The sequence below is a fragment of the Arthrobacter sp. Hiyo1 genome (genome assembly GCF_001263615.2).
GTDB lineage: Bacteria > Actinomycetota > Actinomycetes > Actinomycetales > Micrococcaceae > Arthrobacter.
Genome location: NZ_DF952479.1, coordinates 18,527 through 42,688, shown reverse-complemented (window position 1 = coordinate 42,688; position 24,162 = coordinate 18,527). Strand labels below are relative to the sequence as shown.

Sequence of the window (24,162 nt, the reverse complement as noted above, 5' to 3'; positions counted from 1 at the left end):
CTCGCGTTCGGCGGCCGCGGGCACCACGACAGCCGGGAACTCAGCGGCAGCTGGAGCCCGGCGCCTGGTCAGGAAGTTTCGCAGTCCCACTGTCCCTCTCTCCTTCTGACAAGAATGTCCCGCCTGGGATTGGGGGAACCAGGCGGGACAAGTCCACCGTACCAGCCAATTCTGACAGCTTCAGGGCAGAGGCATGCTCGCAGGGCTCGCACCCCTTCGGGCGTCCTCTCCGCTTCGCTCCGTGGCCGGCTGTTGGGTGCTGCCGGTCCGTCGCAGAGCTCCTGCCCGTCATCACCTGACGTCTTCGACGCTTTTTTGTGGCTGTCCTTCGGATCATACGGTTCCGCTCCGGCTCAAGCTCCTGGCCCTTTCGTTCCTCAGGGGCCCTGCGGCACTGGAATTCTTCGACGGCGCTCCTGCGTCGCTTATTTCCTTTCGAAGATTTCCAGCACCTTGCCCTGGCGGGAGGAGTCGCCTCCGTCGGCCCCGTAGAGCACTGCGTGCCAGCAACAAAAAAAGCGTCGGGGGGAGAGGGGAGCTGGCCGGTCACCTGAGCCGCCCCACCCACCACTTTCTCGGCAAAAGAAGGAGCAACACCATGAACGCAGCACCCACGCTCGAAATGCTCGATCCCACCACCCTGACCGTTGATATCAACGTCCGCAAAGACGCCGCCCTGACCGCTGACTTCATCGCCAGCATCAAAGAACACGGCGTCATGGAACCGGTGATCGCCCACCGCAAAGAAGACGGCACCGTGCACGTCCTGATGGGGCAGCGCCGCACCCTCGGGGCCATTGAAGCCAAGCGCAACGAAATCCCGGTGATGATCATCAGCAGCCCGGAAGAAGCCGAACGCATCGTGACGCAGGTGGTGGAGAACATCCAGCGCGCCGAACTGACCGAAGCGGACGAAGCCGACGCCTACCACCAGCTGTCCCTGATCGGTGTCTCGGCGGCAGCGATCGCCAAGAAGACCGGACGGAGAAAGACCACCGTTGAGAGTGCGTTGAAGGCCAAGGCATCCGAGGCCGGAGCCGCCGCCCTGGGCAAGGGGTACACGATCGAGGAAGCGTTGATCCTCGCTGAGTTTGAGTCAGACGAGGAAGCCACGGCTGAGTTGGAATCGGTCATCATGGACGAACCCGACCAACTGTTCCACGTCGCCCAGCAGCTGCGGGATGACCGCGAACGCGCCGCCGCCCTTGCAGCCTTCACCGCTGAACTGGAAGCAGCAGGAACCACCATCGTCGAAGCACCCGGCTACAACGAGGACAACGAAACCCTCCGCGTCAGCTCCCTGAACCGGGCAGACGGGGAACGGGCCACCGAGGAAGACGGGAACGCCGTCTACATCCACACCAACTACAACGGCGAACACTCCACCATCCCGGTGATCATCGGATGGAAGGAACTGGGCTTCGCCCTCCGGCACAGCTACCACTCTTCCTCATCGGCCAACAAAGGCCCGATGACCGATGAGCAGAAAGCCGAACGGAAAACCCTGATAGCCAACAACAAGGCCATGGAGTCCGGGACGACGGTCCGCCGTGAGTTCGTGAAGAACCTGCTGGCGAAGAAGCAAGCACCGAAGGGGTGGCAGTACTTCACCGTCCACGCCATCACGCACCACTCCGAAACGGCCAGCGGCTACGACGGCGAGGTGGCCGCTGAAATGGTCAGTGCGAAGATCGAAGGGGAGAAGACATGGGCATGGAACCCGCTCCGCACCCACGTGGCCAAGTCCACCACGCGGCCCGAGTTCTCCCTGATCGCACTCGTCTGCGCAGGGTATGAGAAGACCATCGCCAAGGACTCATGGCGGTCCCCATCCCAGACCCACCGGGACTACCTGAACCAGCTGGTTCTTTGGGGCTACACCCCGAGCGAGGTTGAGAATCTGATCATCGACAGCGGCAAGCCAGCCGAGGAAGAAGCAGCGGCATAAGACCCCTTGCCGGGCGGAACCCCCGCCGCCCGGCAAGGCCCCGGCCACTCACCATGACAGGGCCGGGAACCTCCCAAACATCGGGCGGTCCGCCGCCCAGGGCGAACCACAGCAGCCACTCACCAGCGACGGACCGCCAATCAACGCAAGGATCCACAACCGCGCAATTGCCGCGCTGCCAGGAACGGGTCTGCACACCAACCCGAAGCAGCGTGTGCCATCTTTCAGCTATGCTGGAACCTTAGTTTTCCTTTGCCGAGGAGCGGAAAAGGGTCGGCCCAATAGCCGGCCCTTTTCTGTTTAACCGATCAAAGAACAGTGGGCCGCGATTCTTCATCGCGGCCCAATCCAACATGACTGCTCCTACTATGCTGCGTGCTCGCCAGCCGGTGCCTCCGCACTCTCCTCGGGATGACGCGAAACCATCTCAGTCATACGCTTCACTTCCGCGCCGCTCAGACCGAGCCTCGCGGCCACGGCAGCCTTGCCCTCACCGGCATCCAACATCGCCTGGACTCTTTCGGCGGCCGCGCGAACCGCGCTCTCGGCATCCTTCTCCGCCTTGGCAATGAGAGCATCTGCCTTCTGCCTCGCGTCCGAACGAATAAAGTCCGCTTGCTCCTGCTGCTCGAAGAACTCAGCCGCCAGATCGATCAGTTTCTCGTGACGTTCAGTCAGCTCCTGGGCTTTGGCCCGAGCCTTCTCACGTGCCGCCAACTGCTGCGCTGATTTTCGTGGTGCTGCCATGATGTGGGTCCCTCCCCTTGGGTGGGCTGTGGACCAGACCTAACGGCTAGCGCAGGGCCAGGTCCACAGCCGGCGGCTCGCGCCGCAATGGTCCTCGCTTACGCTCGGGCTGGCCGTGCCCGGGTTTCCCCCACGTGGACAGCTCCGAGAAAAGGACGGTCTCTCCGCTGCCCACCCAGGGATAACCCGGGATGCGGTTCTACACAATCGAACGAACGGTGGATAACGAAAAGCGTGTTACCCACCGCCCATTCTCATGTGCAGAACCGCATCAAAACCTTGATGGCCCGATCCTACCCTTTTTCGCCCTGTTTCATTGAGCACCGCTCGCAGGCTCACATCAGCCAATTCCACAGACCCAAAAAGCGCAATATCTGTCACACCTCATGCATCATCGATGAGTGAGGTGCCTTGGCGGGTATGCTGGGTTCCGTGATGACCGTGCACAAGCTCAGTGCCGGCGACGGATACACGTACTACACACGTGAAGTCGCCTCCGCTGACGAGCTGCGCGCGGCGGACCGCCAGCTGGGCGATTACTACACGGTGGACGGCAATCCTCCCGGCCAGTGGGGCGGGGGAGGGGCGGCCCACCTGGACGTTTCAGGTGAGGTCACCGAGGCCCAGATGGCAGCCCTGTTCGGCGAAGGAATCCATCCGAACGCCGAAGCCCTGATGGAAGCTGACAAGAATGCCGACGTGCGTCTGGGTGCCCGCTTCAAGCAGTTCTCGCAGAAAGACCACGATCTTCAGCAGCGCATCAACGTCGCGATGGGCGACTTCAAGCGCATAAACCACAAGGAACCTGACGCCGACACCCGGCGTCAGATCCGGATGAAGGAAGGCGCCCAGTACTTCCGCGAACTGAACGGCCGCAACGCCAAGGACAAAGAAGAACTGGGGCGCTTCGTCACCGCCCACACCACGCCTGGTTCCCAGGCGGTGGCCGGTTTCGACCTCGTGTTCGCGCCCGCGAAATCGGCCTCCGTGCTGTGGGCAACCGGCGGGGAAGAGGCCCGCAAGGAGATCGAAGCGGCGCACAACGAGGCCATTCAAGAGACCATGGCCTTCCTTGAAAAGGACGCTACGTTCACCCGCCGAGGCCGCAACGGCGTCCGCCAGGAAGACGTCGACGGCGGACTCATCTACACCAAGTTCCGGCACTACGATTCCCGGACCGGGGATCCCCAGCTCCACGATCACGTGGTGGTCTCGAACAAGGTCCTGGGGATTGACGGCAAGTGGTCCAGCCTCGACGCACGGCACCTGTACCAGTTCAACGTCGCCGCATCCGAGCGGTACAACCGGTTGGTCATGGAGAAGATCTGCGCACGCCTGGGACTCGGGTTGATTGAACGTAAGGTCACCGGTGACCGTCCGGTGATCGAGCTGGCCGGCGTCGACGTCGCCGCCATCGACGCTGCTTCCTCCCGCCGCGAAGGCATCAAACCGGTGATCGATGAGCTGAGGCAGGAGTTCATCGATAAGCACGGCTACGCGCCTGGTAAGAAGCAGCTGATTGCACTCGCGCAGCAGGCCACCCTGGACACCCGGCCAAGCAAGAAGGAAGCCCGACAGCTGTCTGTCCTCGTTGGGGAATGGATGCAGGACCTTGGATCCATCCCCGGCGTGACGGTCGGCCCGGAGGCCCTGGAGCATGCCCGGGCGCACCGGCATGACGCCCGAGACCGGGCTGAGCAGGATAAGCCCGGCTGGCTGGTCTCGCACGCTGACGAGCTCGATCCTGCCGTGGAAGCATCAGGGATCATCGAACGCCTGGAACGCGACCGTGGTGTGTGGGGAGAACACCACATCGAGGCCGAAGCGCTGCGCCGGCTCGGCTCCCGCCTGGGCGAAATGCCCATCCCACCGGCCCTTCTGGAGCAGGTCAAGGCACGTGCCATCGATCAGTATTCACTGCGCATCACCCCAGAGACACCGGTCCCGGAACTGAAGGAGCTGCGCCTGGCCAACGGCGCTTCCAAGTACGGCCGCGCCAACGCCACGCTCTACACCTCCGCCGGGATCCTGCACAGCGAAGACCGCCTCCTGACGGCCGCGCAGCGCGTCGTCATCCCCGCCGCCACTGTCGAATCATTCGACGCAGCACTGGCTAAACAGTCCAAACAGTTCGACGCCGGCCAGCTGCGCATGGCCAAGGAATTTGCCACCAGTGACCGGCTGTTGCTGGTCGGTGTCGGCCCTGCAGGTGCCGGCAAGACAACCGCGCTGAAGCTCGCCGCGGACACGGTGCGGGAGGCCGGCGGTCGGGTGTTCGGTCTCGCGCCTACCGCCGTCGCAGCCGCCGTCATGGGCGCGGAGCTCGGCGCGACAGCTACCACGATTGACTCCTTCGTACTGGCCCATAGTCGGGGCGCGAACGATGAGAAGACGACCCCGAAACATGGGGACGTGATCATCATTGACGAGGCCGGCATGGTCGGCACCCAGCTGTTCGCGGCGGCAGTGACGATCGCGGACCAACATGGTGCCGTGGTCCGTGCCCTGGGCGATGACCAGCAGCTTTCGGCCGTCGCATCCGGTGGTGCGCTGCGCCTTTTGAAGAACGCCGTCGGCGCCGTGTACCTGGAAGATCTGCACCGCTTCCGTAACGCGGACGGGTCCCCGAACGAGGCCGAAGCGGCTGCGACCCTGGCGTTGCGCGAACCCCCGGCAACCGGCGCGGATGACCCGTGGGCGTTCTACCGGGAGAACCGCCGCGTCGTCGGCGGGGACCCCGAAACCATGACCTCGCTCGTGTTCGAAGCGTGGCAGAAAGACACCGACGCGGGCAAGCACTCCATCATGATGGCCTTCGACAACGCCACCGTCACCGAGCTGAACGCCCGCGCCCAGGCCTACAAGATCGCCACCGGTGAACTGGACGCGAAGAAACCGGCCGCGATGCTGCGCGACGGCCTCACCGCCCGTGCCGGGGACATCGTCGTCACCCGGGAGAACAACCGCCGGCTCTCCACCAACCGGGGCAAAGACTTCGTGAAGAACAACGACGTCTGGAACGTCGTGAAGGCCCACAAGGACGGCTCGCTGACGGTCAAACACCACGGCCACCAGGGCACGCTGACCCTGCCTAACGAGTACGTGCGCGCCCACACCATGCTCGGGTACGCCGCGACGATCCACCGCACCCAGGGCGTCACGTGCGACACCACGCACGCCCTCATCAGCTCCGGCCTGTCCCGGTCCCTGGCCTACGTCGCCGCCTCCCGCGGACGGGAGTCCAACAAGCTCTACGGCGTCGTGGCCGACGGCGAAACCCTCGAAGACGTGCTCGGCAATGTGGCCGCGAACCACGATTCCAACCTGACCGCTCACGAACAGATGGACGCCGCCCGCGCACAGGCCCGCTCCCTGCCGGACATGTCGGCCGCGTACCGGGACATCGATGACCAGGCCAACGAGCTGCGCATGGCGAACCTCGCCGCCCGTGTCCTGGGCGAAGGAACAGCCGCCGGATTTACCGGGTCCACCGCGTGGGGAGCCGTGGCCACGCACCTGCGCCACGCCGAGAACGACGGCTTCAACATCACCTACCTGCTCAAGGACAGCATCAACGAAGGCGACTTCGACGCCTCCGAAGATCCCGGAGCGGTGCTGGCCTGGCGCGTCGAAGACCGCCTCGCCAAGTGGCGTAAACGCGCCCAGGACCCGGGCCGGCGGCCCCTGGAATCCATGAGCGACGACGCACTGGAACGGTTGGAGAAGCGCGCCGTCGGTGAGCTCATGCGCGCCAAGGCCGAAGCGTCCCGGAAGCCGGCCATGGAACAGCCGGACCGGAAGACCCTGCTTCGCGGCTGGCTGGCCGAACGCAAAGACACCCCGTGGCAGCGGCGCCTGCACGGGCACCTCAGCGATGACGACTTGGCCGCCCGGATCACCGCCGCGACCCAGCAGCTGCGCACCGATACGACGATCAACGATTCCGGCGCGGTGCGCAAGGCCCGCTGGCTCGCGTCATCCCTGCAGAAGGAACAGGCCCTGCGCGAAATCATGAACCCGGAAGCCCGGGCGGATGAGGCCTACGAGCGCGGCGCCGTATCGAACTACCGCCGTGACGAACAGGGTTCCCGGATCCAAGCCGCTGCGCAGGTCCAGCGCCGGATCCACGCTGAAATCGAACTGCGCCGCCAACTGCCCGTACCCGTCACTACCGAACCGCCACCGGACCGGCTGGCCGGTTGGATGGCACCTGCAGACGTCGTCGCGCACCAGGACACACCGGCCCTGTGGCGGCAGGAACTAGCCGCACGGCGTGAGCTCATGGCCAACGAAGCGGCCCGACTGGGCGCACAGCTCGCGGCCGAACCGCCGGCCTGGGCAGCTGCCCTGGGCCCCGTGCCGTCGGGCGCGGAACGTCAGGAACAGTGGCGGCAGCTCGCCATGGAGATCTCCACCTACCGCGACACCTACCGTGTGCCGGCAGCCGAAACCCAGCCAGTACCTACGACCCACCAGGAGAAGGGCATCGGTGCCGAGTTGACCGCAAGGGTCACAGCGATGCACAAGTACACCGCGCAGACCTCCAAGGACCCGCTGTCCTCTGCCGACGCCGCGCTGATGGCCGAAGCCGCCCACGTCGAGGCCGTCGTCAAGGAGACCCCGACGCCGGCGGAAGACGTTGTTGACCACCTACAGCAGGCCCGTGGCGCTGAGGGGCAGCTGAGCCCCGCCCAGGAACGCGCCGAACGTATGGCCGCCCTCGCCCGTAAGGTCCGCGAGAACCGCGCCAAGCGGCAAGGCCGGGATCCAGAGACCAAGAACACGGACGCCGTCAAGGAAGCCCTGGAACAGATCAAGGCACGGCGCGAAGAGGAACAGGCTCGGCGTGAGGAACGTAGCCGCAACGACGACAACGAGCCACGTCAAGACCGGGGGCCAGGATTCAGCCGGTAGTACCCCGCAGGTAGTGGTAGCGGGATAGATGGTTCAAGTTCACCCCGCCTGGCTCCGTGCCGCGCCGAGGCGCACTCTGGAGGGTCGATCGCAACTGGGGCGGACCAAAAGCCTGTGCGGGAAGGGGTATGTCCCAGCCGGAAGCAAGCGCCACAGCGTCAGCCGGCTATGGGGTTTACAGGGGCATTGCATTGGACATTGCAGGGATATCGCAGTGGATTCTCATAACACCCGCTGAAACGCCAGTTTGTCTACCAGTGGTTCGTTTGCCAGACTGACGCATCGTTACGCATAATCAATCTATGGAACACGAGGAATCAACTTACGAAACGGAAGCGGCCACAGAGGATGACACCCGGGCCGCGCTTCTCGAGCGTTCCAATCGACCGTTCGCACCCATCGGCAAAGTTTTCGTCCAGGCCCCTCAAGGTAATACCAAGCGTCACGGCCCACTCAGCCAGTTCGTCCGAAAAGGAGACCTCAGGGGGCTCCGTGCCCAGCTGTTGCTCTACGGGATCATCAGCAGCGACGCCCACGACGACGGGTGGAGCACAACCCTTCCCATCCAAGTCTGGGCCAGAGCCTTCGACACAACGCGCACAGCGTCACCCCAATCGGCAGCGAACGCGGCGAGCAAGATCCTTGCCCGCTTGGAAGAAAGGCAACTGGTCATCCGGGCACGCAAAGGACGGGAACGCAACGTACGCGTAACCCTCTTGCGTGAGGACGGCTCCGGGAAGCCCTACCAGCGGCCATCGCTGAACAACGAAGACCGGTTCTTCCGCCTCCCTCACATCTTCTGGACCGATGGCTGGTACGAACAACTTGATCTGCCTGCGACTGCCATGCTGCTCGTGGCCCTGCACGAAAAGCCCGGCTTTCAGCTTCCTACCGAGAAGGTTCCCCTCTGGTACGGGTGGTCAGCCGACACGGCCGAGCGGGGATTCAAACGGCTGGAAGACCTGCACCTTCTGAAAGTCACGCCGCGCGTAAAGAAGGCTCCGCTGAGCCCTACAGGCCTGGCCAAAGTCAACGAATACACTCTCGCCGGACCCTTCGGCCATGAGGAGATCAAAGTTCTATTGGACAGGCACGGCCGGGCGCGGGCGAGCAAGGACCAGAAAGACGAGAAGCCATGACGCAGGGAAATGTTGGTGATCTCTCCGCCTTCATCGACGAATCCGGATCCTACCGATCCCTTGACCCCAACACCTACATTCTGGCCGCAGCAATCTACGATGCCGAAGCCTCCCAGAAGGCCTCGGCAGCGATGCGTGGCCTCCTGCTTCCGGGCCAGGTGAAAGTGCACTGGCATGACGAAGATGAGCGGCGGAGGCTCAAATTGGTCAATGAGGTGGCAGGGCTCGAAGGTGTCGGGCTCATTGTCGTCCGTAACGGACTGCCTGGTGAAAAGGACGAGCGGCGGCGACGCCTGTGCGGCGAGCGGATGTACTACGAGCTGCAACAACGCGGGGTGCAAAATGCCGTGTTCGAATCCAGGGGGCCGGCTGATGATCGTCGCGACAGGAAACACCTCGATTCCCTGAAAGCGAGCAGGCGGATCACCGGATCATTCCGCGTGGATCATCTGGCCGGAAGAATCGAACCGCTCCTTTGGGTTCCGGACATCTTCTGCGGAGCGCTGTCACAGGCAAGAACCGGAAACGAAACTTACATCGAGCGCCTTGGCGAACTGGTGGACATCATCACCCTTGAAGCCTGAGCGTCCTGCCGGCCGGGACGACACTTGAAGGGAATGCTTGTGAAATATATCCGCCGCGGAGGGTGCCTCAGGGGGCGTTGGGGGTCGATCCCGCCGCTGCGGTATTGGGTGCCTAGGACCGGAAAGGAATGCGGCTCTCGATATCTGGCTCAGGAACACGTCGACTGTTGCTTAGGCATTGAGGGAAGACAGAACCAGGGCCCTACCGGCGGCAGGGCCCTGGAACGTATTTGATTTAGGTCTCGTTTGAAGAAGCTAGGAGTTTTTCACCGCCGCGGCGAAGTCAGCCGGCGAACCGGCAAACTTAGCACCGTCCCGAGCGGCGGGACTGACTTTTCCATTGACAATCTCGAAACGACCTGTTGGACCACCGACCACATAGAACAGCCCAGGTTCAGGTTGTTTCAGGAATAAGACAGCATTCTCGGAGATCTTGAACAGCGGGTCGTCGGTGGTTTGATGGAGAACGCCGTCGACGGTGCCGCCTGTCTGGCGCACAGTCAGTTTGGCCCCCGCGGTGACAAGGTGTCCGGGGTCATTGAGGACCTTGTCGACTGTGAACTCGAAATCGGTGATCGGGATGGTTTTGATGCTGGATTGCGCTATTACGCGTGTGAAGCTGCCTTGTACGGCGATCGCGCTGTGGGCTTTCAAATCGGCCAGGTTGTTATAGCCTTCCGCCCAGCTGGCATCCATGCCCATCGTCGGGGCCGGAGTGGCCGAAGCACCTGCGGTGTCTGGGGGGCTGGAGCACCCCGAAAAGCTGGTAACCGCGGCAACAGCAATCATCACCGAAGCCGCACCGTAAACCAGCTGCTTCCTCATGGAATGAGTCCTCATGATTTCATCATCCTCTCTGATCGATGCCGTTAGTACAGGGCTATAGTGCCGTTGACGTCATCTTGTGTAGGTGTATAGACCCCGCAGCTGTTCCGGGTGCTGGTGTATGGCGTCATCAAAACGCAGCCACCGGTGTGGTCCAGACCGACGGCATGGCCTAGCTCGTGCGCGGCCACCGCCTGGATGGTGTTCGCCGAGTATCCCGACGTGTAGTAGTAATTCATGTACGCGTTGGCATAGCTGAAACAGTTTCCTGTCGAGCAGCCGTGCCAGGCGTAATAGGTAATGCCGTCCCATCCAACCGTGGAGGCGTAAGAATCATCGACCGTAAGCGCCCCGCTTCCGCTGGGTAGATAGATATTGTCCGGGCTGGCATTCCATGCCCAGCGCCCGTTGTCCCAGCCGGTGCTGTCGATGCCGTACATGTTCGCCTGGTACTGGACGGTGATGTACGCACAGCACCCGCTGGTCGGGGTGTTTTCCCACCTGACCCCTTCGAGGTTGTAGGCCTTTGCAGGACTCATGCCAAGTGCTGTTATCAGCAATATCACCAACCCCGCGGTCAGCGACCTCAACCCGAATCGACGCCTAGTTCTGTGTGTCATGAGCGCTACTTCCCTTCTGTGATGCGAACGGATCGCTGCGGGTTTCGAGCATGGCGGATGATAGACGAACAAAGGTCCTGCACCGGACAAAACTCATCTCTGAATTTGTCAAAATCGTCCCACGCATAGACATCGGGACCAGTCTTGGCATATCCCGAATTACTTCGGTGGAAAGGTAGCCCAGCGCGGCGGAGACGTGTCTTTAGACCTGTGTTGTCGGTAAACCGACCATAAACATTAGGCAGGCTGTCGCCCCGATTTTCGCCAACCGCGCGCGTTTTATCGGCCTCATTGCCTGAATTATTCCCCCTCAACCCCCCGGATATCTCGTTCCATTGCGAGATATGGCATGAGGATATTCGAGGGACTGCGGACTTACAATACCTGCAAAAACATTCCGCTGGCCTGTTTTCCCGAGTGTGGAGGCGTCTGAAATCCGTGAGATATATTTTGCGAGGGAATCGACGATTTCTTCGGCGGTTTCCTTCCAGTCGAAGGGTTTAGGGCCCTCGTCCCATGTTTCGATCCAGGCGTTGACGTTTTAGGGCCTGCACGCTTTTGTGGACACCGCGGCGCAGCAGCTGCTCGGTGAGGAAGCCGAATCAGCATCCGGCATGGTTGATTGATCCAGAATGAGCCGGTCGGACGCTCGCCCGTGCCATCGACAACGGTGAGGAGGCCTTCCCCGGGTAGCGGTCGCAAAGCTTCTCTGCACGGCCTTGCGATCCGCCCGTTGTAGTAGGCGTGGATCGCGAGGGAAAGGACCGCAACCAGGCAGAACAGTGCTGCCGGAAGGACCTGGACGAGGGAAAGAGCGCTCTAGGAATCGCCGAAAACAGGAGTGAGTACGAAGCAGTACATGCGTTCTGGTTTATGGCTGATTGTGTCCTTTCGCTCTTCACCAGAGACCGAAGGCTTGCTCGTGTTGTTGTACTCAATCGCAAGAGTGCGCCCAGGATCGTTATTTTCGTGGACCCTCAAGGCAAAGTGCAGCGCTGCTAATCTATACTTTCTGAATGCGCACCGTTATGTCCTGTGGACACGAACCAGCCTCGATTTGGCACCGGCTACTGGAAGCTCTCACGAACGTCCCCCCGACCTGCCCTGAATGTTCGAAGACCCGGGTTAAGTAGGCTGGACCCGTGGAGTTTGAGTACTAACGGGGTGAAATTGAACGCTAAGGATGGCTGATCTGGACAAGCGCCGCCAGCGTCTACAAACAGGATTCCGGGTTCTGGTTGGAGCCGTGTTCGCTGTCACAGTGGTGCGGAGGCATTTCGCTGGGCACAGTCAACGACTACCTCCGCACAATCTCGAGGTTGAATACCTACCTCAAGCTGAACAATGATGGGGCGCTCTAACCACGCCAAGTGTCATGGGACCCAAACGGGCCATTAAGACGGAGCAGCAGACCGTTCCACGATCCTGCCTTCCGCATCGATGAATCGGTCATTGAGCTTGAACAACTCCATCGGCTGCCTGAAAGGCTCCGATACATCTGCATTCGAAGCTACCTCCGCAGAGCAGTATGAAAAAATGGCTTCAGAGTTCCTGATTTCACCACTACGCGGCAACGGTACGCTGCAGAAGATCAGAGGAAATGGAGATATAGCCCGCTACGACCCGAAATCAGGAGAATTTGGCGTGCTCACCAACTCGTTCCTGGTGACGCACGAGATCCGCGGAGCGGAACTACGCACGCTGTGCTTTCAGGTCAGGCATGACCCCACGCCAGAAACCCTGGAGGCACTGGACTTCATTCTCCCGGCTCGGGGATAACTCGAAAGGGCCGTTACTGACCGCCGACTTCGCCATACTGCCGCCAAGCGATTTTCGGCGAGAACTACGGCGACCCCGAATGCTTGTGAAGGGGGCCGCCGCGGAGGGTGTCTCAGGGACGTTGGGTCGATCCCGCTGTGGTATCGGGTGCCTAGGACCGGAAGGGAATGCGGCTCTCGATAACTTTAACGTTTTCGTGTCCGTGGGATCGGAGTAACTCGAGGACGCCGATACGAGCCTCTTCCGGGTATGGGGTTGGCCCGATGACAACTCCCGTGATCGGAAGGGCACGCATCGGCTCGGGTTGGTCTCCGAGTTTCTGGGCAGGGTTTTCCGGTATTCCGAGTTCGACATAGGGGGTCATCCCATACCTTCCCGGGCGGTGCTTGAGGTACATAAGGTCGACGTGCATCCCTGCACCGCACACGATACGAGTCTCGGCTTCGTCCTGGAATGCCGTGTTTTTGAAAGTCGGGAGAACCTGTGCGGCATCTGCCATGGCCTCGAGCTCGTGTTTGTCGGGTTCGCGGCCCTCGGCTCGGGCACGGGCTGTGGATTCGATCCCGCGAAGAGCTGCCCAAGCAGCCCTGTACTGCTCCTCCGGTTTGTACACGGCTGGGCTCCATTCGAACTCTGCGGATCCGTTCGCTGCGAGCTCGCGCACCAGCTGTTTGCTTCTCTCGTCCTGGTAGCCCGTAGCGGCGATCATCTTCTCGGTTATCCGCCGCTGGCGGCGCATCAGGAGCGGCTTGGTGCCGTCTAGGGCAACCGCGAACCCGACCTCGCTGGTGTAGTTCCGCCACATGGTGAGGCTGTCAGGTAGCCTCGAGGCGCACGCGATGAACGTTCTGTATCGGTCGTTCCGCAAGGCGGTTCGGGCCATGGAGTTGAATTCCTCCTGAATGTTCGCATCCACGTCTCCCGCGTGAGTTTCGAGCAGTCTGTCAAATACGGTCTTCCCCGTGTGCATCTCCCGGAGGTCGTTCATGAATGCCGTCGCGCTGGCCCACAGCACGTTGCCACCTACCAGACCCGCTAACCCGGACGCAGTCGTGTAGTGCCAAACGGTTCCGGGGCGCCACACGTTCTCTGAAATTAGATCCGTGCCCGAGTTGAAGCTAGGGGTCATGGGAAGTGCCATATCGAAAGGGTAGCCGGGAAGGCATCGCGGCCCGGGACCGCAGGGCCGCTGGGGCGTGTGGCGAAGAGGGGATTCTGCGGCTTAAAGCGCAAAACCTCGGGCCCTGTCGTCCGGCAGGATCTCCCGAGGTTCACTTCCACGGCCACCGCAATGGCCTAGCACGTTCATTCTGCCAAACTAACCCCGGTTAGGCAATGTGATCGCGGGTACCGCCGTGCTCGATGCCAGCAATGAAGCACACACAATCCCTGTCACGCTCGCTATTGATCACGAGTCCGGGTGCCGGCATTTTGTCCTTGACGCACACGCAAGCTGCCAGCCGAGATCAGTGCGCGCCAGTATGGTGGAGCCTACGACCAGGAAGGACTGACCCCGCATGGGCGGAATGCACGGCTTCGGCCTTACTGACAGGCCACTGGCCGAGCTGTACCGGACCACGACGGGGCCCGTGGCCTTCATAGATGAGTCCTACCGCGAACCTCTGCAGTACGGCAACGAGCGGCCGTTTTACTCCATGTCCGCAGTCATCATCGGCCGTGACCAGGGAGCCCTGGTCCGCGACGTCCTGATGGACATCCCGGGGAGCAGTTACTGGCACACGGCCGAGGCCAACAAAACACCGGCCGGGCAACGCCTTATCAAGGAAATGATCGGCTACATGGCCGGGGCGGTCGATTACAACATCATCACCGTTCAAACCGAGATCCGCCGTGACGATTCCGGCATGCATACAGCACGCAACGAGTGTCTGGGGGCTTTGACCAAGGAAGTCACACGCGGAACCGGGAAGAACGCGGTCCGGCTCCTTGTCGTTGAATCCAGAAAGGCCACCGTCTATCCCGGCGGTGACGCCGCCGACGCGCATGCCGTAAAACTGCTTCGCGGCAGCGGTGTGATCGACCGTGCCGTGCATATCCACCACACCTCTCCTAGCAGGGAGCCCCTGTTGTGGGCGCCCGATCTGAGCGTGTGGGCGTTCCGCAGGAACCTGGCGGTCGCTGACAAACAATGGTTCGCGCCGCTGGAGGGAGTCTCGACAGTCCTGCACGTCAACGGGGCTGATGTGTCCGTTAAACGAAGCAACCCCCATCTGCCGCAGCAAGGTCCGGGGGTCCAGCAGGCTGTCTCCCATGAATCCGGCCTTAACCGGGGCAGAGGGCCCGCTGTTGCTTCTGGGTCAAGTGTAGTGTTCGGAGGCTCCGAAAGCGAGGAGCTGGCCCGCGTACGGCGCATCGCCGGAGCCGCTGGGAAGAACGTTGAGCAGGAGGTGACGCTTGCCGTGGCCACCAACGAGCCCCGCCGTCTTGTGGCGGCCGCGAACGCCTACCTGACGCAGTCACGCCGAGATGGTGCGCCAGCGCGTCCACGCACGGAAGAGGCCATTACCCAGGCCGCGGAGACCATCATGAAGCCCGAAGGGTCTCAGAAGGTCAGGGCGGCGCTGGAAAAGCTGCGTCAGCAGCGCGCGGCCGCCGCAGAGAACCGCGCCGAGACGACGGCCCCGAAGCAGCAAAGAGACCACCGTCTCGGCTATCAGCGATAACCGGGACGATGGTCTCTATCCCTCCCTGTGACGGGAGAGGAACGAAGGGCCGGCAGAAGGTGGGAGGGCTGCCGGCCCTCCGAGATTATGGGTGCTGCGTCATGCCCGGTCCTTGGGTGAGGTCTTCGGTGACATAATCGGCCACCGACCAGGCACCGTTGCTGCGGGTCATCACGAGGAAGATGTTCCGTTTCCGCTGGTCGGACTTAAGGTGTTTGCCGTCCGCATCCCGCCACGTCCAGGTGGCGGTGAAGTTCCGGTACGCCACATCTTCCGTGTCCGTCCCTTCGTCCCCGTCAGTCGGTACGCCCGGGCCGATGGTCGGCTCCGAGAACGCCCCCAGCGGCCCCAGCTCCAACCACAACGCCTGCGATGAGTTGCGCTCCGGTTCCACCGTCCGCTTGGCAAGCTCGGGGGTCATCAGAGGCCGGGCACGGATCGCGGCAGCCGTCTCTGTCTTGTCCTTCGCGACGTCCCAGCGCGTGATGAGCTCCGCGAAGGCAGCAGCTACTTTGTCCGGGTGCCCGCGGTCCACCTCGAGCAGCTGCTTTACCGTGACGTCCATTGCTGCCGGTTTTGGTGTTGGCGTGGCGGAGGGCGAAGGCGCCGGTGGTTCGGCCGGGCCGGGCTGTGCGCAGCCGACTAAGGGAAGCACGGCCGCGAGGGCCAGTGCCGCGAGGGTGGTGGAGAGCTTCATAGGACGCCTTTGCCTTCCAGGATCGGTAGTGGGTCCACCGTCGGGTTCACCGGGACGGTGGGGTCTTTCGGGGATCCGGTAAAGAACTCCAGGTGCAGGTGCCGGCCACTGACGTTCCCGGAGGCCCCTTCGGTACCCAGAGGGGTACCAGCGGCCACCACGTCGCCCACTTTGACCCGCAGCGATCCGGGCTCCATGTGATAAAAACCGATGGTTAGTTGACCATCGGTGGTGACTCCGTCGACCCGGGTACCGAACTGACCGTCAAGGTCCCGGGCGATGATGATCTTCATATCCGTCACTGCCAGTACAGTGCCGGCGTGACCGGGTGTGGAGAAATCCTGGCCATAGTGGAAGTTCGCGAGCACTCCGCCAGCGGTTCCTGGAGGCGCGGGGCGGGGTCCATATCCGGAGGTCATTTCAGAACCGGGCAATGGGTGCGTCCACTTGCCGCTGAGGGTTCCCACCTGAACACCGCCTCCGGCAGGGCAGGCTTCTCCGTACTTCGACTGGGCGGTGCCCATGATCTTGTCAACGTACGCGCGGGTCTCTGCGTGGGGCGGGATCCCGTTGGAGGACTGAACCGCTCCGGGGCCGGCGTTGTACCCGGCCAACGCCAGTTTGATGATGTCCTGCCCGGTGCTCTTGGCCACCGGCAGCAGTTGCTTGACCAGTGCGCCCATGTACCGTCCCTGGGCGGCGATCGCGTGGGCAGGGTTGGTCACGTCGCCGCCGTCACCGTAGCTCGCCCAAGTGGCGGGCATGAATTGTGCAAGTCCGGCGGCTCCGACTGGGGAGGTTACCTGAGGGTTCCAACCACTTTCGGCTTCCAGCTGCGCGGCAAGGACGGACGCAGGGATGCCGGCGACGCCGGCGGCCTTGGAAACCAGAGGACCCCATCCGTTGGGGACTTCCTTCTCGTTGAAGTTTGTCCCGTTGACGCTGACGCACGCGGCCGCCTGTGCCTGAGCGCCGTTGCCGCCGACAGAAATCAGGGCGACGCCGACCAGGCCCAGGACGATCAGGAACGGAAGGAGAAGGACCAGGCCGACTTTACGCATCGGCAGCTACCGGTTCGGCGCTCTCGGGAGCTTGTTCGGCGGTTTCATCGTCTACGAAGGCCGTGAAATCTGGGCTCTCAGCCGTGAGTTCAAGACCGGAACCGGTGGCGTCGTAGTGCCCCTGGTTGTCCATGCAGTTCTTGAAGGTCAGGCGCTGGGTGAAGGTCTCCATGGTCGGCCACAGCGCCCGGCTGAACCATTCGGTGAGTTCGGAGCTGGGCTTTTTGGATTTGGCCCGGTAGGCCGCTTTATGCGCCACCATCAGTGCCGTCAGCATCTCGACAGCGTCAGGGTGGCGGTACCAGCAGGCGGGGATCCAGCCGGCTGAGTTGGACCAGTGCCGCAGAATCCGGTTCTGCAACCAGACCACAAAGCCGTCCAGTTCGGCCCACAGTTCCTTGCGCTGTTCCGGGTTCAGCTCTTCCCAGAACCACGGTCCGCCGGCAGGGTAGCTCGTCAGTTCCTCGAACAAGTTCGCGGCAAGCTCTTCCACACTGTCCATACGATCCAGCAGGTCCGGAATGGCCTCTATGCCGGGTGCGTCATTGGTCAGTTCACCGGTCGTGGCATCAACGCCTGCCGGGGCCGCAGCAGCGTCCTCGGGAGGCAGCCACGCTTCATCGGGCATGCCGTCCTCTTCGGGGATCGGGTCCTCGCTCATGAGGCGGCCGCCAGGTTCGCTTCAGCGGCCGTCTCGGCCGCTGCCGCCTGCGCGGCGCTCTCGGCCGAGATGCCTTCCTTCTCCAGGCACCACACACGCGATGCCTTGAACTTGGCGCTGTCAGGCCGCTCCCACCACGGCACGACATTGACCACGGCTTCAATCTCGCGGTACATCAGCAGGACCCGGCCCTGGGGAAGCTTGCGGATCTCATCGACGCGCATTTTCTGATCAAGCTGCTTGGACTTGGAAATGTTCACCGAAGGGACCCCGTCCTTGCCGGTCGATGATGACGTGGAGGTGTGCTCCACCCAGTGCCTGCCGATCAGATCGGAAATCTTCGTCAGGAACTTCACGTCGGAGATGCCGCCGAAAATCGTCTTGGCGGCCGCGGAATCGAAGATCGTTTCCGCGCCTTCCTCGCCCCACCGGTTCACCAGCTGGGAATACGTCTGGACGAACACGGAGGTGTGAATGCCGTTGCCGCCACCCTCGCTCATCAGGGAAGGCAGCGACGGAAGGGCGCAGGTGTTCGCCGCTTCGTCCAGGATTACCGACAAGGGCACGTCCAGTTTTCCGGACGCCATGGCACCGGACTTACGGATCGCCGCCTGGACGAGCGATTCAACCAAGGCCGTGACAATCGGGGCCGTGGAAGCGTTCATTGAGACACGCGTCAGGCAGTACAGGGTGTTCGGCGCGTCCGTGAACGTGTTGACGTCGATTCCCGGGTCATCTTCCGTGGCGCACAGCATCGAGAGAACGTTCTCGTTCTTCATCGGCCCGGTGATCTTGCCGAGAGTGGTTTTGGTGTTGCCGATCGTGTCAGGGTTGTTCTGCCGGCACCACTCATCAAGGTTTCCCGCCCAGGTCTTCACCGTCGGGGACTTGGCCCGGAGGATATTCGCAGGTTCATGCTCGGAGAAATTCTGCGACCAGCGCAGCACGTCCCGCATCGAGCCGCCCTCCTTCAGCGCGGCCGCGTGCAGCAGTGCTTCCAAGATCATCACGCAACCGGAATCGAAGTACCGGTCCGCCGAGGACGGTGCGCCGGTCCGGGGCATGGCATTAACCATGGCCGAGGCACGCTCGGAGGCGATCTGCGGATCACCGCACCCGGCAACCATGTCCCAGCGGAGCTTGTCCGGGTACTGGCTCAGCCCGTCGAAGTCAGCGACGTAGACCTTGCCCAGGTCCTTCCGCACACCCACCGTCAGGCGCAGCACGTCCGGCCGTGTGCTGGTGGTGATCACAGCGCCGATAGCATCAGCAACCATACCGGCGACCATGTACGTGGTCTTTCCCCACTTGGGCGGGGCAACCGTGCAGGCAGTGTCTTCCAAACGGATGGCGATCTCCTTGCCGTCAAGGACGTAGACGGCAGGTGCGAGCGACGAGCCTTCCGCGCCCTCGATGCGCGTCTTGATGCCCTTGGCGGTGCTCATGCCCCGCTCCCCCGTCTTGGCCTTCTTTCGACGGGCACGGAGCGCTTTCAGCCCAAACAAGGCCCCGATGTAGGCCGCGATGAGCAGCACTACGAGGATGATCCAGACGGTGAGCGGCCAACCCCACTGGTCGGCGGGGTGACCGTTCACCGCAACCGGTGAAGTAGCTCTGTCCGGCGCTATCAGCCCGATCAGCGAGCCAATCAGCGCCTTCCAGGTATCCAGCCACTTAGAGAAGGGCAGACCCGTCGTCCACACCAGGGCGACATGCCAGAGTCCTGCGGACAGCATGGCCAGGACGAATAGTTCCCGTTCGGTCTTCTTGACCGTCGAACCGGACGGGTTGTGCTTTTCTACGGTGACGTTTTCAGTCATGGTCTCCCCCTCAGGCCACGTCCGCATAAGCGGAATCGGTTTCGCGCAGTGCCGAATCGGTATCGGTCATCTCCACTTCCCAAGTGGAGCGAACATGCTCAATCTCCACCTCAGGTGCGTCCGCACCGGACTTGAGAAGGTGGTGTCCATTGCGAAGAACCATGATGTCGTTCACTGATTCCGGATTCAGACCGAACGTCCTGACGCACCACTGAGCAGCCTCAGGCTTGTCCTGCCGGAAGATGTGCACCGTCTGTGCCTCTTCGATCACGGCCATGCCCGGGGATCCAGCCGGAACGTCAGTGGCGCCTTTGTGGATGTTGTAGATGTTCGATAGGCCCAGACCACGGGAAAGCTTGATGTTGGAGCGCTGCTGAACGGCCAGCGGACCGCCCAGGATGTGGCCGGCCTCTTCGTTGATCACATTGGTCCGGATGCCCCGATATTCCGGGCGGCGAACCGTGCCCAGCAGCCACAGGTTCGCCAAGCCCATCACCATGGGAATGGCCGGACCGGTGTCCGGCAACTGGGAAATATCGAACGAAGTCAGCGTCTTATTGAGGCGGACGTCCTTGGAGGTCTCGCCGTCGAAGATCGACCCATATGTTTCCAGCAGCTCGTTGAAGCAGAACCGCATCGAGATCCCCGCTTCGTGGAGCCGTTCCAGCGTCGCGGCACTCATGCCGGCCAGGCTGGCATCGGCCGGATCGATCACGCCGAGAAGATCGTGCAGATCGGCCGTAGTTGGGGTCCTTGACCCCTCGAAGTTCCGCATCATGGTCCGGTAACCCAGGCGCAGCGCTTTCCGCTCCCATTCGTCCGGGCCGTTTCCCTCGCGGATCAGGGCCGGAATGGTGTTCAAGTAGACGAGCTGGTTGTTCAATCCGTCATCATTCACGCCCGAAATGGCGGGGTCCATGATGTTGAAAATGACCCCGTCACCGTCCATGCGGAACCTGATGTGGTCACCTTTGAATTCCCGCACGATGGATGAATACTCACCCTCGCCCTTTTCGGTCTTCTTATCGAAGACCACTGCCCGGCGGTGCCTCAGGATCAGCGGACGGATCACGTACACCGTTTTGGTGTACGCGGACTTGCCAGCCCCCACGTCACCGACAACCAGGACATTCGTTGAGGTGATCCGGCGGGGTGTGGAGTTGTAATCAGTGAAGGGGTCCTTGCTGATGGCTGTCTGCGACAGCACGTCCCTGCCCGCCGCGACGCCCTCAACACCCGTAGGCGCAGCGATCAAGGCCGTGTTGAGGATCTCCGCTTGCCGCGTCGTCGTCGGAGCGCCCTGGAACGCAGGAGCGTAGAACCCGTTCTTGGCCCTACGCTCATTCACCCTCAACCTGGTGCCCTGCTCCGTGTACGGAGGCCACTCCCCCGACTCCAAAAGTCGAATCTCTTCGATGACAGGGGCGGAAAACATCCTGACAATGCCGCGCACGACCGGCACCCTCTGGATCCAGGAGCCCTTCGCGCCCGGGTCATCGATGATGACCTTCTGTTCCACTTCAGGAATCAGAGGAAATCCCAGCTCCCGGGGTTCGGTGATGGCTTCCTTGCTGAGTTCTTCGACCGCGCCCATTAGGCCACCTTCTCTTCCTTCTCGCCACGTCCTGCAAGCTGATTCATCATCTTGGCTCCAAGCGTCGGCGTCGCCGGACGGGTGCCCCTGTAGATGGGCCATGTGGTACCGGCGGCCGCGGACTGGTACGTGTCCAGCCACTCAAGTTTCTGGATCCCGGCGGACGTTCCAGCCGTCTCTTCCAGGCGACGGGCGGCCTCTGTCAGGCCTGCCTGTGTCCGGGCGGAAATGGTGATGAAGCCAACCCAGTTCACGCCGTGCTGGCCGGTCCCCGGCATCAAGTCAGAACCGCGGGCCCTTGCGGACTTCAGGTTTACATCGGTTGCCGGGTCGACCAGCTGGCCCTTCTTCTGTTTTGCGATCACCGCGGCCATGTCCCGCACAACGTCCTTTGACGCCAACTGACGTGCCTGATCAGCTGGGACAGTTTCAAGCTGAAAGCTCAACGTCCGTGCCCCGGAGCCTGCATTGTGCAGCAACGACAGCAGCCAGTATGGGGTCCGTTCCCCCGTCTCCATGTTCTCGGCGCTGATCATGGCCGTCCGGTGACCCCAGACGACCTCTTCACCAGTGATCGGATTGGTTCCCTTGACCCATGTGGAGTTCCACTGGTCCTGCGACGGGAGACCCAGCTGGTCGGCCTTGACGCCCGAGACCATCAAAGGCGGCCTCGACGGATTTTGCTGGTGCAGCATCATGGCCACCACCGCGCGGGCCGTCAAAGGCCGTACTTGGCCCAGCTTCGCAGCACGCAGCGAGCGGGCGAGGGAGGAAGTCTCGGCGGCCATCAACAGCCGCCAACCGTCCCGGCCCGCCCCGTACCGGGCAGCAGTGGCATAGAAATCCGGAGTCAGCGGCCACCGTCCGACAACGAGGTGCCGCTGCACGAACGTATCCCCACCAGTCCGCTCAAGAACCTCCTGGTACGAGTCAACGGCCTTGGGATGCGCGTCGGCGGACAGGTGATCTTCAACCCAAGCCTCGTTCAGGGCCAGATCGGGAGGAAGAACACGCGTGATGGACTGGACTCCGCTGACGAGTTTCGATGCCGGGGCGAACCCCGCAAGCATCGAACCAAAGCCCGCCTGGGCCTGATCCTGCTTGCGCTGGGACTCAGCTCCACGCAGCTGCCCGGAAACCTCGAACGCCACTGACAGATAAGGGTCCTCCCCGATCGGGGCATGCCAGGCAACGCCGGGCTTTCCGGTTCGGGCATCAAGCCAGCCCATCCCGTCGGCCCCGTCAGGACGAGACCGCACGGCAGCCATGATCCTTGCCTTTTGCTCTTTGCTCGTGGCCAAGTCCGCCAGAGCGTTGGCCTCTTCCCAAGCAGCTGCGCTGTAGGGGATGAACCGGTCAGTGCCGGCCTTCTGACGTTCCTTCCAGCGCACCCGGCGCGTGCGCCGCTCCCAATATGACCCGCGGTGCGTCGAAGCCGTCATCAGGTACACGACCAGACCGGAAAGCACGCCAACAATCAGGCCCGGCCAGCCGGTGAACATCATGCCGAAGAAGCCGACAAACACGCACCCGGCCAAACCAACCAGCTGGGTCTTGGACTTAATGCCACCAAAGAAACTCCGGTGCCCCGATTCCCCACCAATGAATCGTGTCGCCATCGTCTTATCTCCCGTACCGTTCTGTTTCGTCTTCCATGCCACCGGCGGCGTACTCTCCGCCTGCTGCGCCGAGACGTGCCGCCCCTTCGCCTATTTCCTTGGCTTTCTCCGCAGCCGCCATAGCGCCTGCGGCCAGCAAGGTAGGAACACCAATTGCAGCGCCAACGCCGGTTGACGACTCAGCTGCACCAGCGGCAGCCATGCCCTCAGCCCCTTCAGCGGCCGCACCGCCGGAACCGGCACCAACACCAGGCTTGGGCAGGCCACTACCGCCCGTAGGCGTGCCTGCAGTGCCGCCCGGGGTGGACCCGGCATCGGCCTGCGAACCGCTGTTCAGCTCGCGGAGCTTGCGGACAAGCGATCCCTCGTCCGGAGAGGCTGCCTGGTCCTGGGACCCTGAGTCCTGACCCTTTGACACCGAAACGTCGCCGCCGGAAGAATCGCCGCGGTTCATGTCTTTTACGTCCCTCATGTTCTGAGGCCCGTACTCCTTTTGAGGAGGAGTCAGTGAGGGGCCGTTCTGGCCGCCCGCCCCCGAAGGGAGGACAGGGGCGAATTTCATCAACACCATCGGGGCGAGGCCGGCGATCATCAGCGCGATGAACGAGGCGATGATGTTCATCAGCGTTCCCAGCCCATCGCTCCACTTCATCCACGACGCGGACGCGGCAATCATGTTGTAAGCGATCCCCAGCATGAAGAACAGCAGCGGGTGGCAGGCAAGAATGCCGAACCACAGCAGCGGGATCTTCCGGCCGAAGGAACCGTGCTTGGCCGACGTGAACCAGACCATGCCCAGCGGAGCCATAACTCCGGAGAAGTACAAGGTCACCAGCATCACGGCCAGCACGATCACGACAACGAATAGGCCGATGATCATGCAGACCATAAGCAGGATGCCCACGATCACGCCGCCCGGTAGGGCGGCCGCGTCGGTTTTGAGCATCGAATCCATCGTCGTGAGCATCCGATCGGACGAGGAAACGATCCCCCAGGAAATGAGACTGTCCGACAAGGAGCCTAGAGTCTTCACCACCATGACTCCGATGAGAGGCCCGAAAACAGCGCCGCCAAAGAACAGTGGAGTTCTCGTCGTCAGGACCTCAGCGAATTCCTGACCGGAGAGAGTCCCCCGCGCAACCGCGACGAACTGGAACATCAGCAGGAACCCCCACACGATGATCGACAAAGCAAAGCTGATCGCGTAAGCCTTGATGAACCAATCGGCAGTGAGGTCCGGCTCTGTCGCATGGGCCAGTGCCGGCAGCAGGTCCTTCGCAAGACCCTGCGCGCCGGCGCGGGTCGCCGTGAATATTGCCCCCAACGGATCGGCGGCGAAATTCACCGCCCCGTTAATAGCATCAGCAGCAGGCTTAGCAGCGGTGACAGCTCCAACGGCAGCATCAATCAAACCGCCGACGAGCCCTCCGCCACCCGACTTGTCTTCCATCGGAACCAGCATGAACATGG

The 24,162-nt window shown here is 62.3% G+C and carries 17 protein-coding genes; 6 read left to right on the top strand and 11 right to left on the bottom strand.

Annotated elements, in window-relative coordinates:
* Positions 1–598 precede the first annotated feature (598 nt).
* Positions 599–1,948, top strand: coding sequence for a ParB/RepB/Spo0J family partition protein (locus tag AHiyo1_RS23320; RefSeq protein ID WP_059390202.1), 1,350 nt, complete (start codon positions 599–601; stop codon positions 1,946–1,948).
* Positions 1,949–2,314: 366 nt separating this feature from the next.
* On the opposite strand, the gene AHiyo1_RS23315 is transcribed toward AHiyo1_RS23320, so the two are convergent.
* Entirely contained in the window at positions 2,315–2,695 is a 381-nt protein-coding gene (locus AHiyo1_RS23315) for a hypothetical protein (protein ID WP_059390201.1), read from the bottom strand.
* A 420-nt stretch (positions 2,696–3,115) separates the two neighbouring features.
* Here AHiyo1_RS23315 and mobF point away from each other — a divergent pair, with 420 nt between their 5' ends.
* The 3 genes from mobF (at position 3,116) to AHiyo1_RS23300 (ending at position 9,332) form a co-directional block, all read left to right on the top strand.
* A complete protein-coding gene (gene mobF / locus AHiyo1_RS23310; RefSeq protein WP_059390200.1) occupies positions 3,116–7,609 on the top strand; it encodes a MobF family relaxase in 4,494 nt (1,497 codons plus the stop codon).
* A gap of 302 nt (positions 7,610–7,911) precedes the next feature.
* The gene (locus AHiyo1_RS23305; RefSeq protein ID WP_216363324.1) at positions 7,912–8,748 is read left to right on the top strand and encodes a hypothetical protein; all 837 of its coding nucleotides are present in this window, start codon (positions 7,912–7,914) and stop codon (positions 8,746–8,748) included.
* Positions 8,745–9,332, top strand: coding sequence for a hypothetical protein (locus tag AHiyo1_RS23300; protein ID WP_059390199.1), 588 nt, complete (start codon positions 8,745–8,747; stop codon positions 9,330–9,332). The genes AHiyo1_RS23305 and AHiyo1_RS23300 overlap by 4 nt, the downstream gene beginning before the upstream one ends.
* A 255-nt stretch (positions 9,333–9,587) precedes the next feature.
* Here the strand turns inward: AHiyo1_RS23300 and AHiyo1_RS23295 are convergent, their stop codons facing one another.
* On the bottom strand, positions 9,588–10,157 hold the full coding sequence (locus AHiyo1_RS23295; protein WP_059390198.1) for a hypothetical protein: 570 nt from the start codon (positions 10,155–10,157) through the stop codon (positions 9,588–9,590).
* 44 nt (positions 10,158–10,201) lie between these two features.
* Complete coding sequence (locus tag AHiyo1_RS23290; RefSeq protein WP_059390197.1) at positions 10,202–10,777, bottom strand: matrixin family metalloprotease; 576 nt, start codon at positions 10,775–10,777, stop codon at positions 10,202–10,204.
* A 1,452-nt stretch (positions 10,778–12,229) separates the two neighbouring features.
* On the opposite strand from AHiyo1_RS23290, the gene AHiyo1_RS23275 reads away from it, so the two are divergent.
* Positions 12,230–12,556, top strand: coding sequence for a hypothetical protein (locus tag AHiyo1_RS23275; RefSeq protein WP_059390196.1), 327 nt, complete (start codon positions 12,230–12,232; stop codon positions 12,554–12,556).
* A gap of 151 nt (positions 12,557–12,707) precedes the next feature.
* On the opposite strand, the gene AHiyo1_RS23270 is transcribed toward AHiyo1_RS23275, so the two are convergent.
* Positions 12,708–13,685, bottom strand: coding sequence for a hypothetical protein (locus tag AHiyo1_RS23270; RefSeq protein WP_059390195.1), 978 nt, complete (start codon positions 13,683–13,685; stop codon positions 12,708–12,710).
* A gap of 388 nt (positions 13,686–14,073) precedes the next feature.
* Between AHiyo1_RS23270 and AHiyo1_RS23265 the strand changes: the two genes are divergently transcribed.
* The gene (locus AHiyo1_RS23265; protein WP_059390194.1) at positions 14,074–15,240 is read left to right on the top strand and encodes a hypothetical protein; all 1,167 of its coding nucleotides are present in this window, start codon (positions 14,074–14,076) and stop codon (positions 15,238–15,240) included.
* 85 nt (positions 15,241–15,325) lie between these two features.
* Here AHiyo1_RS23265 and AHiyo1_RS23260 read toward each other — a convergent pair whose 3' ends face one another.
* From AHiyo1_RS23260 to AHiyo1_RS23230, 7 genes are read right to left on the bottom strand one after another with little or no spacing between them, the layout of a single operon-like run.
* Complete coding sequence (locus AHiyo1_RS23260; RefSeq protein ID WP_059390193.1) at positions 15,326–15,937, bottom strand: hypothetical protein; 612 nt, start codon at positions 15,935–15,937, stop codon at positions 15,326–15,328.
* Entirely contained in the window at positions 15,934–16,998 is a 1,065-nt protein-coding gene (locus AHiyo1_RS23255) for a transglycosylase SLT domain-containing protein (RefSeq protein WP_059390192.1), read from the bottom strand. The genes AHiyo1_RS23260 and AHiyo1_RS23255 overlap by 4 nt, the downstream gene beginning before the upstream one ends.
* Positions 16,991–17,659, bottom strand: a complete 669-nt coding sequence (locus AHiyo1_RS23250) for a DUF4913 domain-containing protein (RefSeq protein ID WP_059390191.1) — start codon at positions 17,657–17,659, stop codon at positions 16,991–16,993. Before AHiyo1_RS23250 ends, AHiyo1_RS23255 begins: the two co-directional genes overlap by 8 nt.
* On the bottom strand, positions 17,656–19,479 hold the full coding sequence (locus AHiyo1_RS23245) for a type IV secretory system conjugative DNA transfer family protein (protein WP_172465735.1): 1,824 nt from the start codon (positions 19,477–19,479) through the stop codon (positions 17,656–17,658). The genes AHiyo1_RS23250 and AHiyo1_RS23245 overlap by 4 nt, the downstream gene beginning before the upstream one ends.
* 10 nt (positions 19,480–19,489) lie before the next feature.
* Positions 19,490–21,073, bottom strand: coding sequence for a hypothetical protein (locus tag AHiyo1_RS23240; protein WP_059390189.1), 1,584 nt, complete (start codon positions 21,071–21,073; stop codon positions 19,490–19,492).
* Positions 21,073–22,692, bottom strand: a complete 1,620-nt coding sequence (locus AHiyo1_RS23235) for a hypothetical protein (protein ID WP_059390188.1) — start codon at positions 22,690–22,692, stop codon at positions 21,073–21,075. Before AHiyo1_RS23235 ends, AHiyo1_RS23240 begins: the two co-directional genes overlap by 1 nt.
* Before the next feature lie 4 nt (positions 22,693–22,696).
* Entirely contained in the window at positions 22,697–24,160 is a 1,464-nt protein-coding gene (locus tag AHiyo1_RS23230; protein ID WP_059390187.1) for a hypothetical protein, read from the bottom strand.
* Positions 24,161–24,162 lie beyond the last annotated feature (2 nt).

Excerpts from the sequence above, each read along its gene's own strand:
- AHiyo1_RS23320 (WP_059390202.1), top strand. The coding sequence starts at position 599 with ATGAACGCAGCACCCACGCTCGAAATGCTCGATCCCACCACCCTGACC.
- AHiyo1_RS23315 (WP_059390201.1), bottom strand. The coding sequence starts at position 2,695 with ATGGCAGCACCACGAAAATCAGCGCAGCAGTTGGCGGCACGTGAGAAG.
- mobF (WP_059390200.1), top strand. The coding sequence starts at position 3,116 with ATGCTGGGTTCCGTGATGACCGTGCACAAGCTCAGTGCCGGCGACGGA.
- AHiyo1_RS23305 (WP_216363324.1), top strand. The coding sequence starts at position 7,912 with ATGGAACACGAGGAATCAACTTACGAAACGGAAGCGGCCACAGAGGAT.
- AHiyo1_RS23300 (WP_059390199.1), top strand. The coding sequence starts at position 8,745 with ATGACGCAGGGAAATGTTGGTGATCTCTCCGCCTTCATCGACGAATCC.
- AHiyo1_RS23295 (WP_059390198.1), bottom strand. The coding sequence starts at position 10,157 with ATGAGGAAGCAGCTGGTTTACGGTGCGGCTTCGGTGATGATTGCTGTT.
- AHiyo1_RS23290 (WP_059390197.1), bottom strand. The coding sequence starts at position 10,777 with ATGACACACAGAACTAGGCGTCGATTCGGGTTGAGGTCGCTGACCGCG.
- AHiyo1_RS23270 (WP_059390195.1), bottom strand. The coding sequence starts at position 13,685 with ATGACCCCTAGCTTCAACTCGGGCACGGATCTAATTTCAGAGAACGTG.
- AHiyo1_RS23265 (WP_059390194.1), top strand. The coding sequence starts at position 14,074 with ATGGGCGGAATGCACGGCTTCGGCCTTACTGACAGGCCACTGGCCGAG.
- AHiyo1_RS23260 (WP_059390193.1), bottom strand. The coding sequence starts at position 15,937 with ATGAAGCTCTCCACCACCCTCGCGGCACTGGCCCTCGCGGCCGTGCTT.
- AHiyo1_RS23255 (WP_059390192.1), bottom strand. The coding sequence starts at position 16,998 with ATGCGTAAAGTCGGCCTGGTCCTTCTCCTTCCGTTCCTGATCGTCCTG.
- AHiyo1_RS23250 (WP_059390191.1), bottom strand. The coding sequence starts at position 17,659 with ATGAGCGAGGACCCGATCCCCGAAGAGGACGGCATGCCCGATGAAGCG.
- AHiyo1_RS23245 (WP_172465735.1), bottom strand. The coding sequence starts at position 19,479 with ATGACTGAAAACGTCACCGTAGAAAAGCACAACCCGTCCGGTTCGACG.
- AHiyo1_RS23240 (WP_059390189.1), bottom strand. The coding sequence starts at position 21,073 with ATGGGCGCGGTCGAAGAACTCAGCAAGGAAGCCATCACCGAACCCCGG.
- AHiyo1_RS23235 (WP_059390188.1), bottom strand. The coding sequence starts at position 22,692 with ATGGCGACACGATTCATTGGTGGGGAATCGGGGCACCGGAGTTTCTTT.
- AHiyo1_RS23230 (WP_059390187.1), bottom strand. The coding sequence starts at position 24,160 with ATGTTCATGCTGGTTCCGATGGAAGACAAGTCGGGTGGCGGAGGGCTC.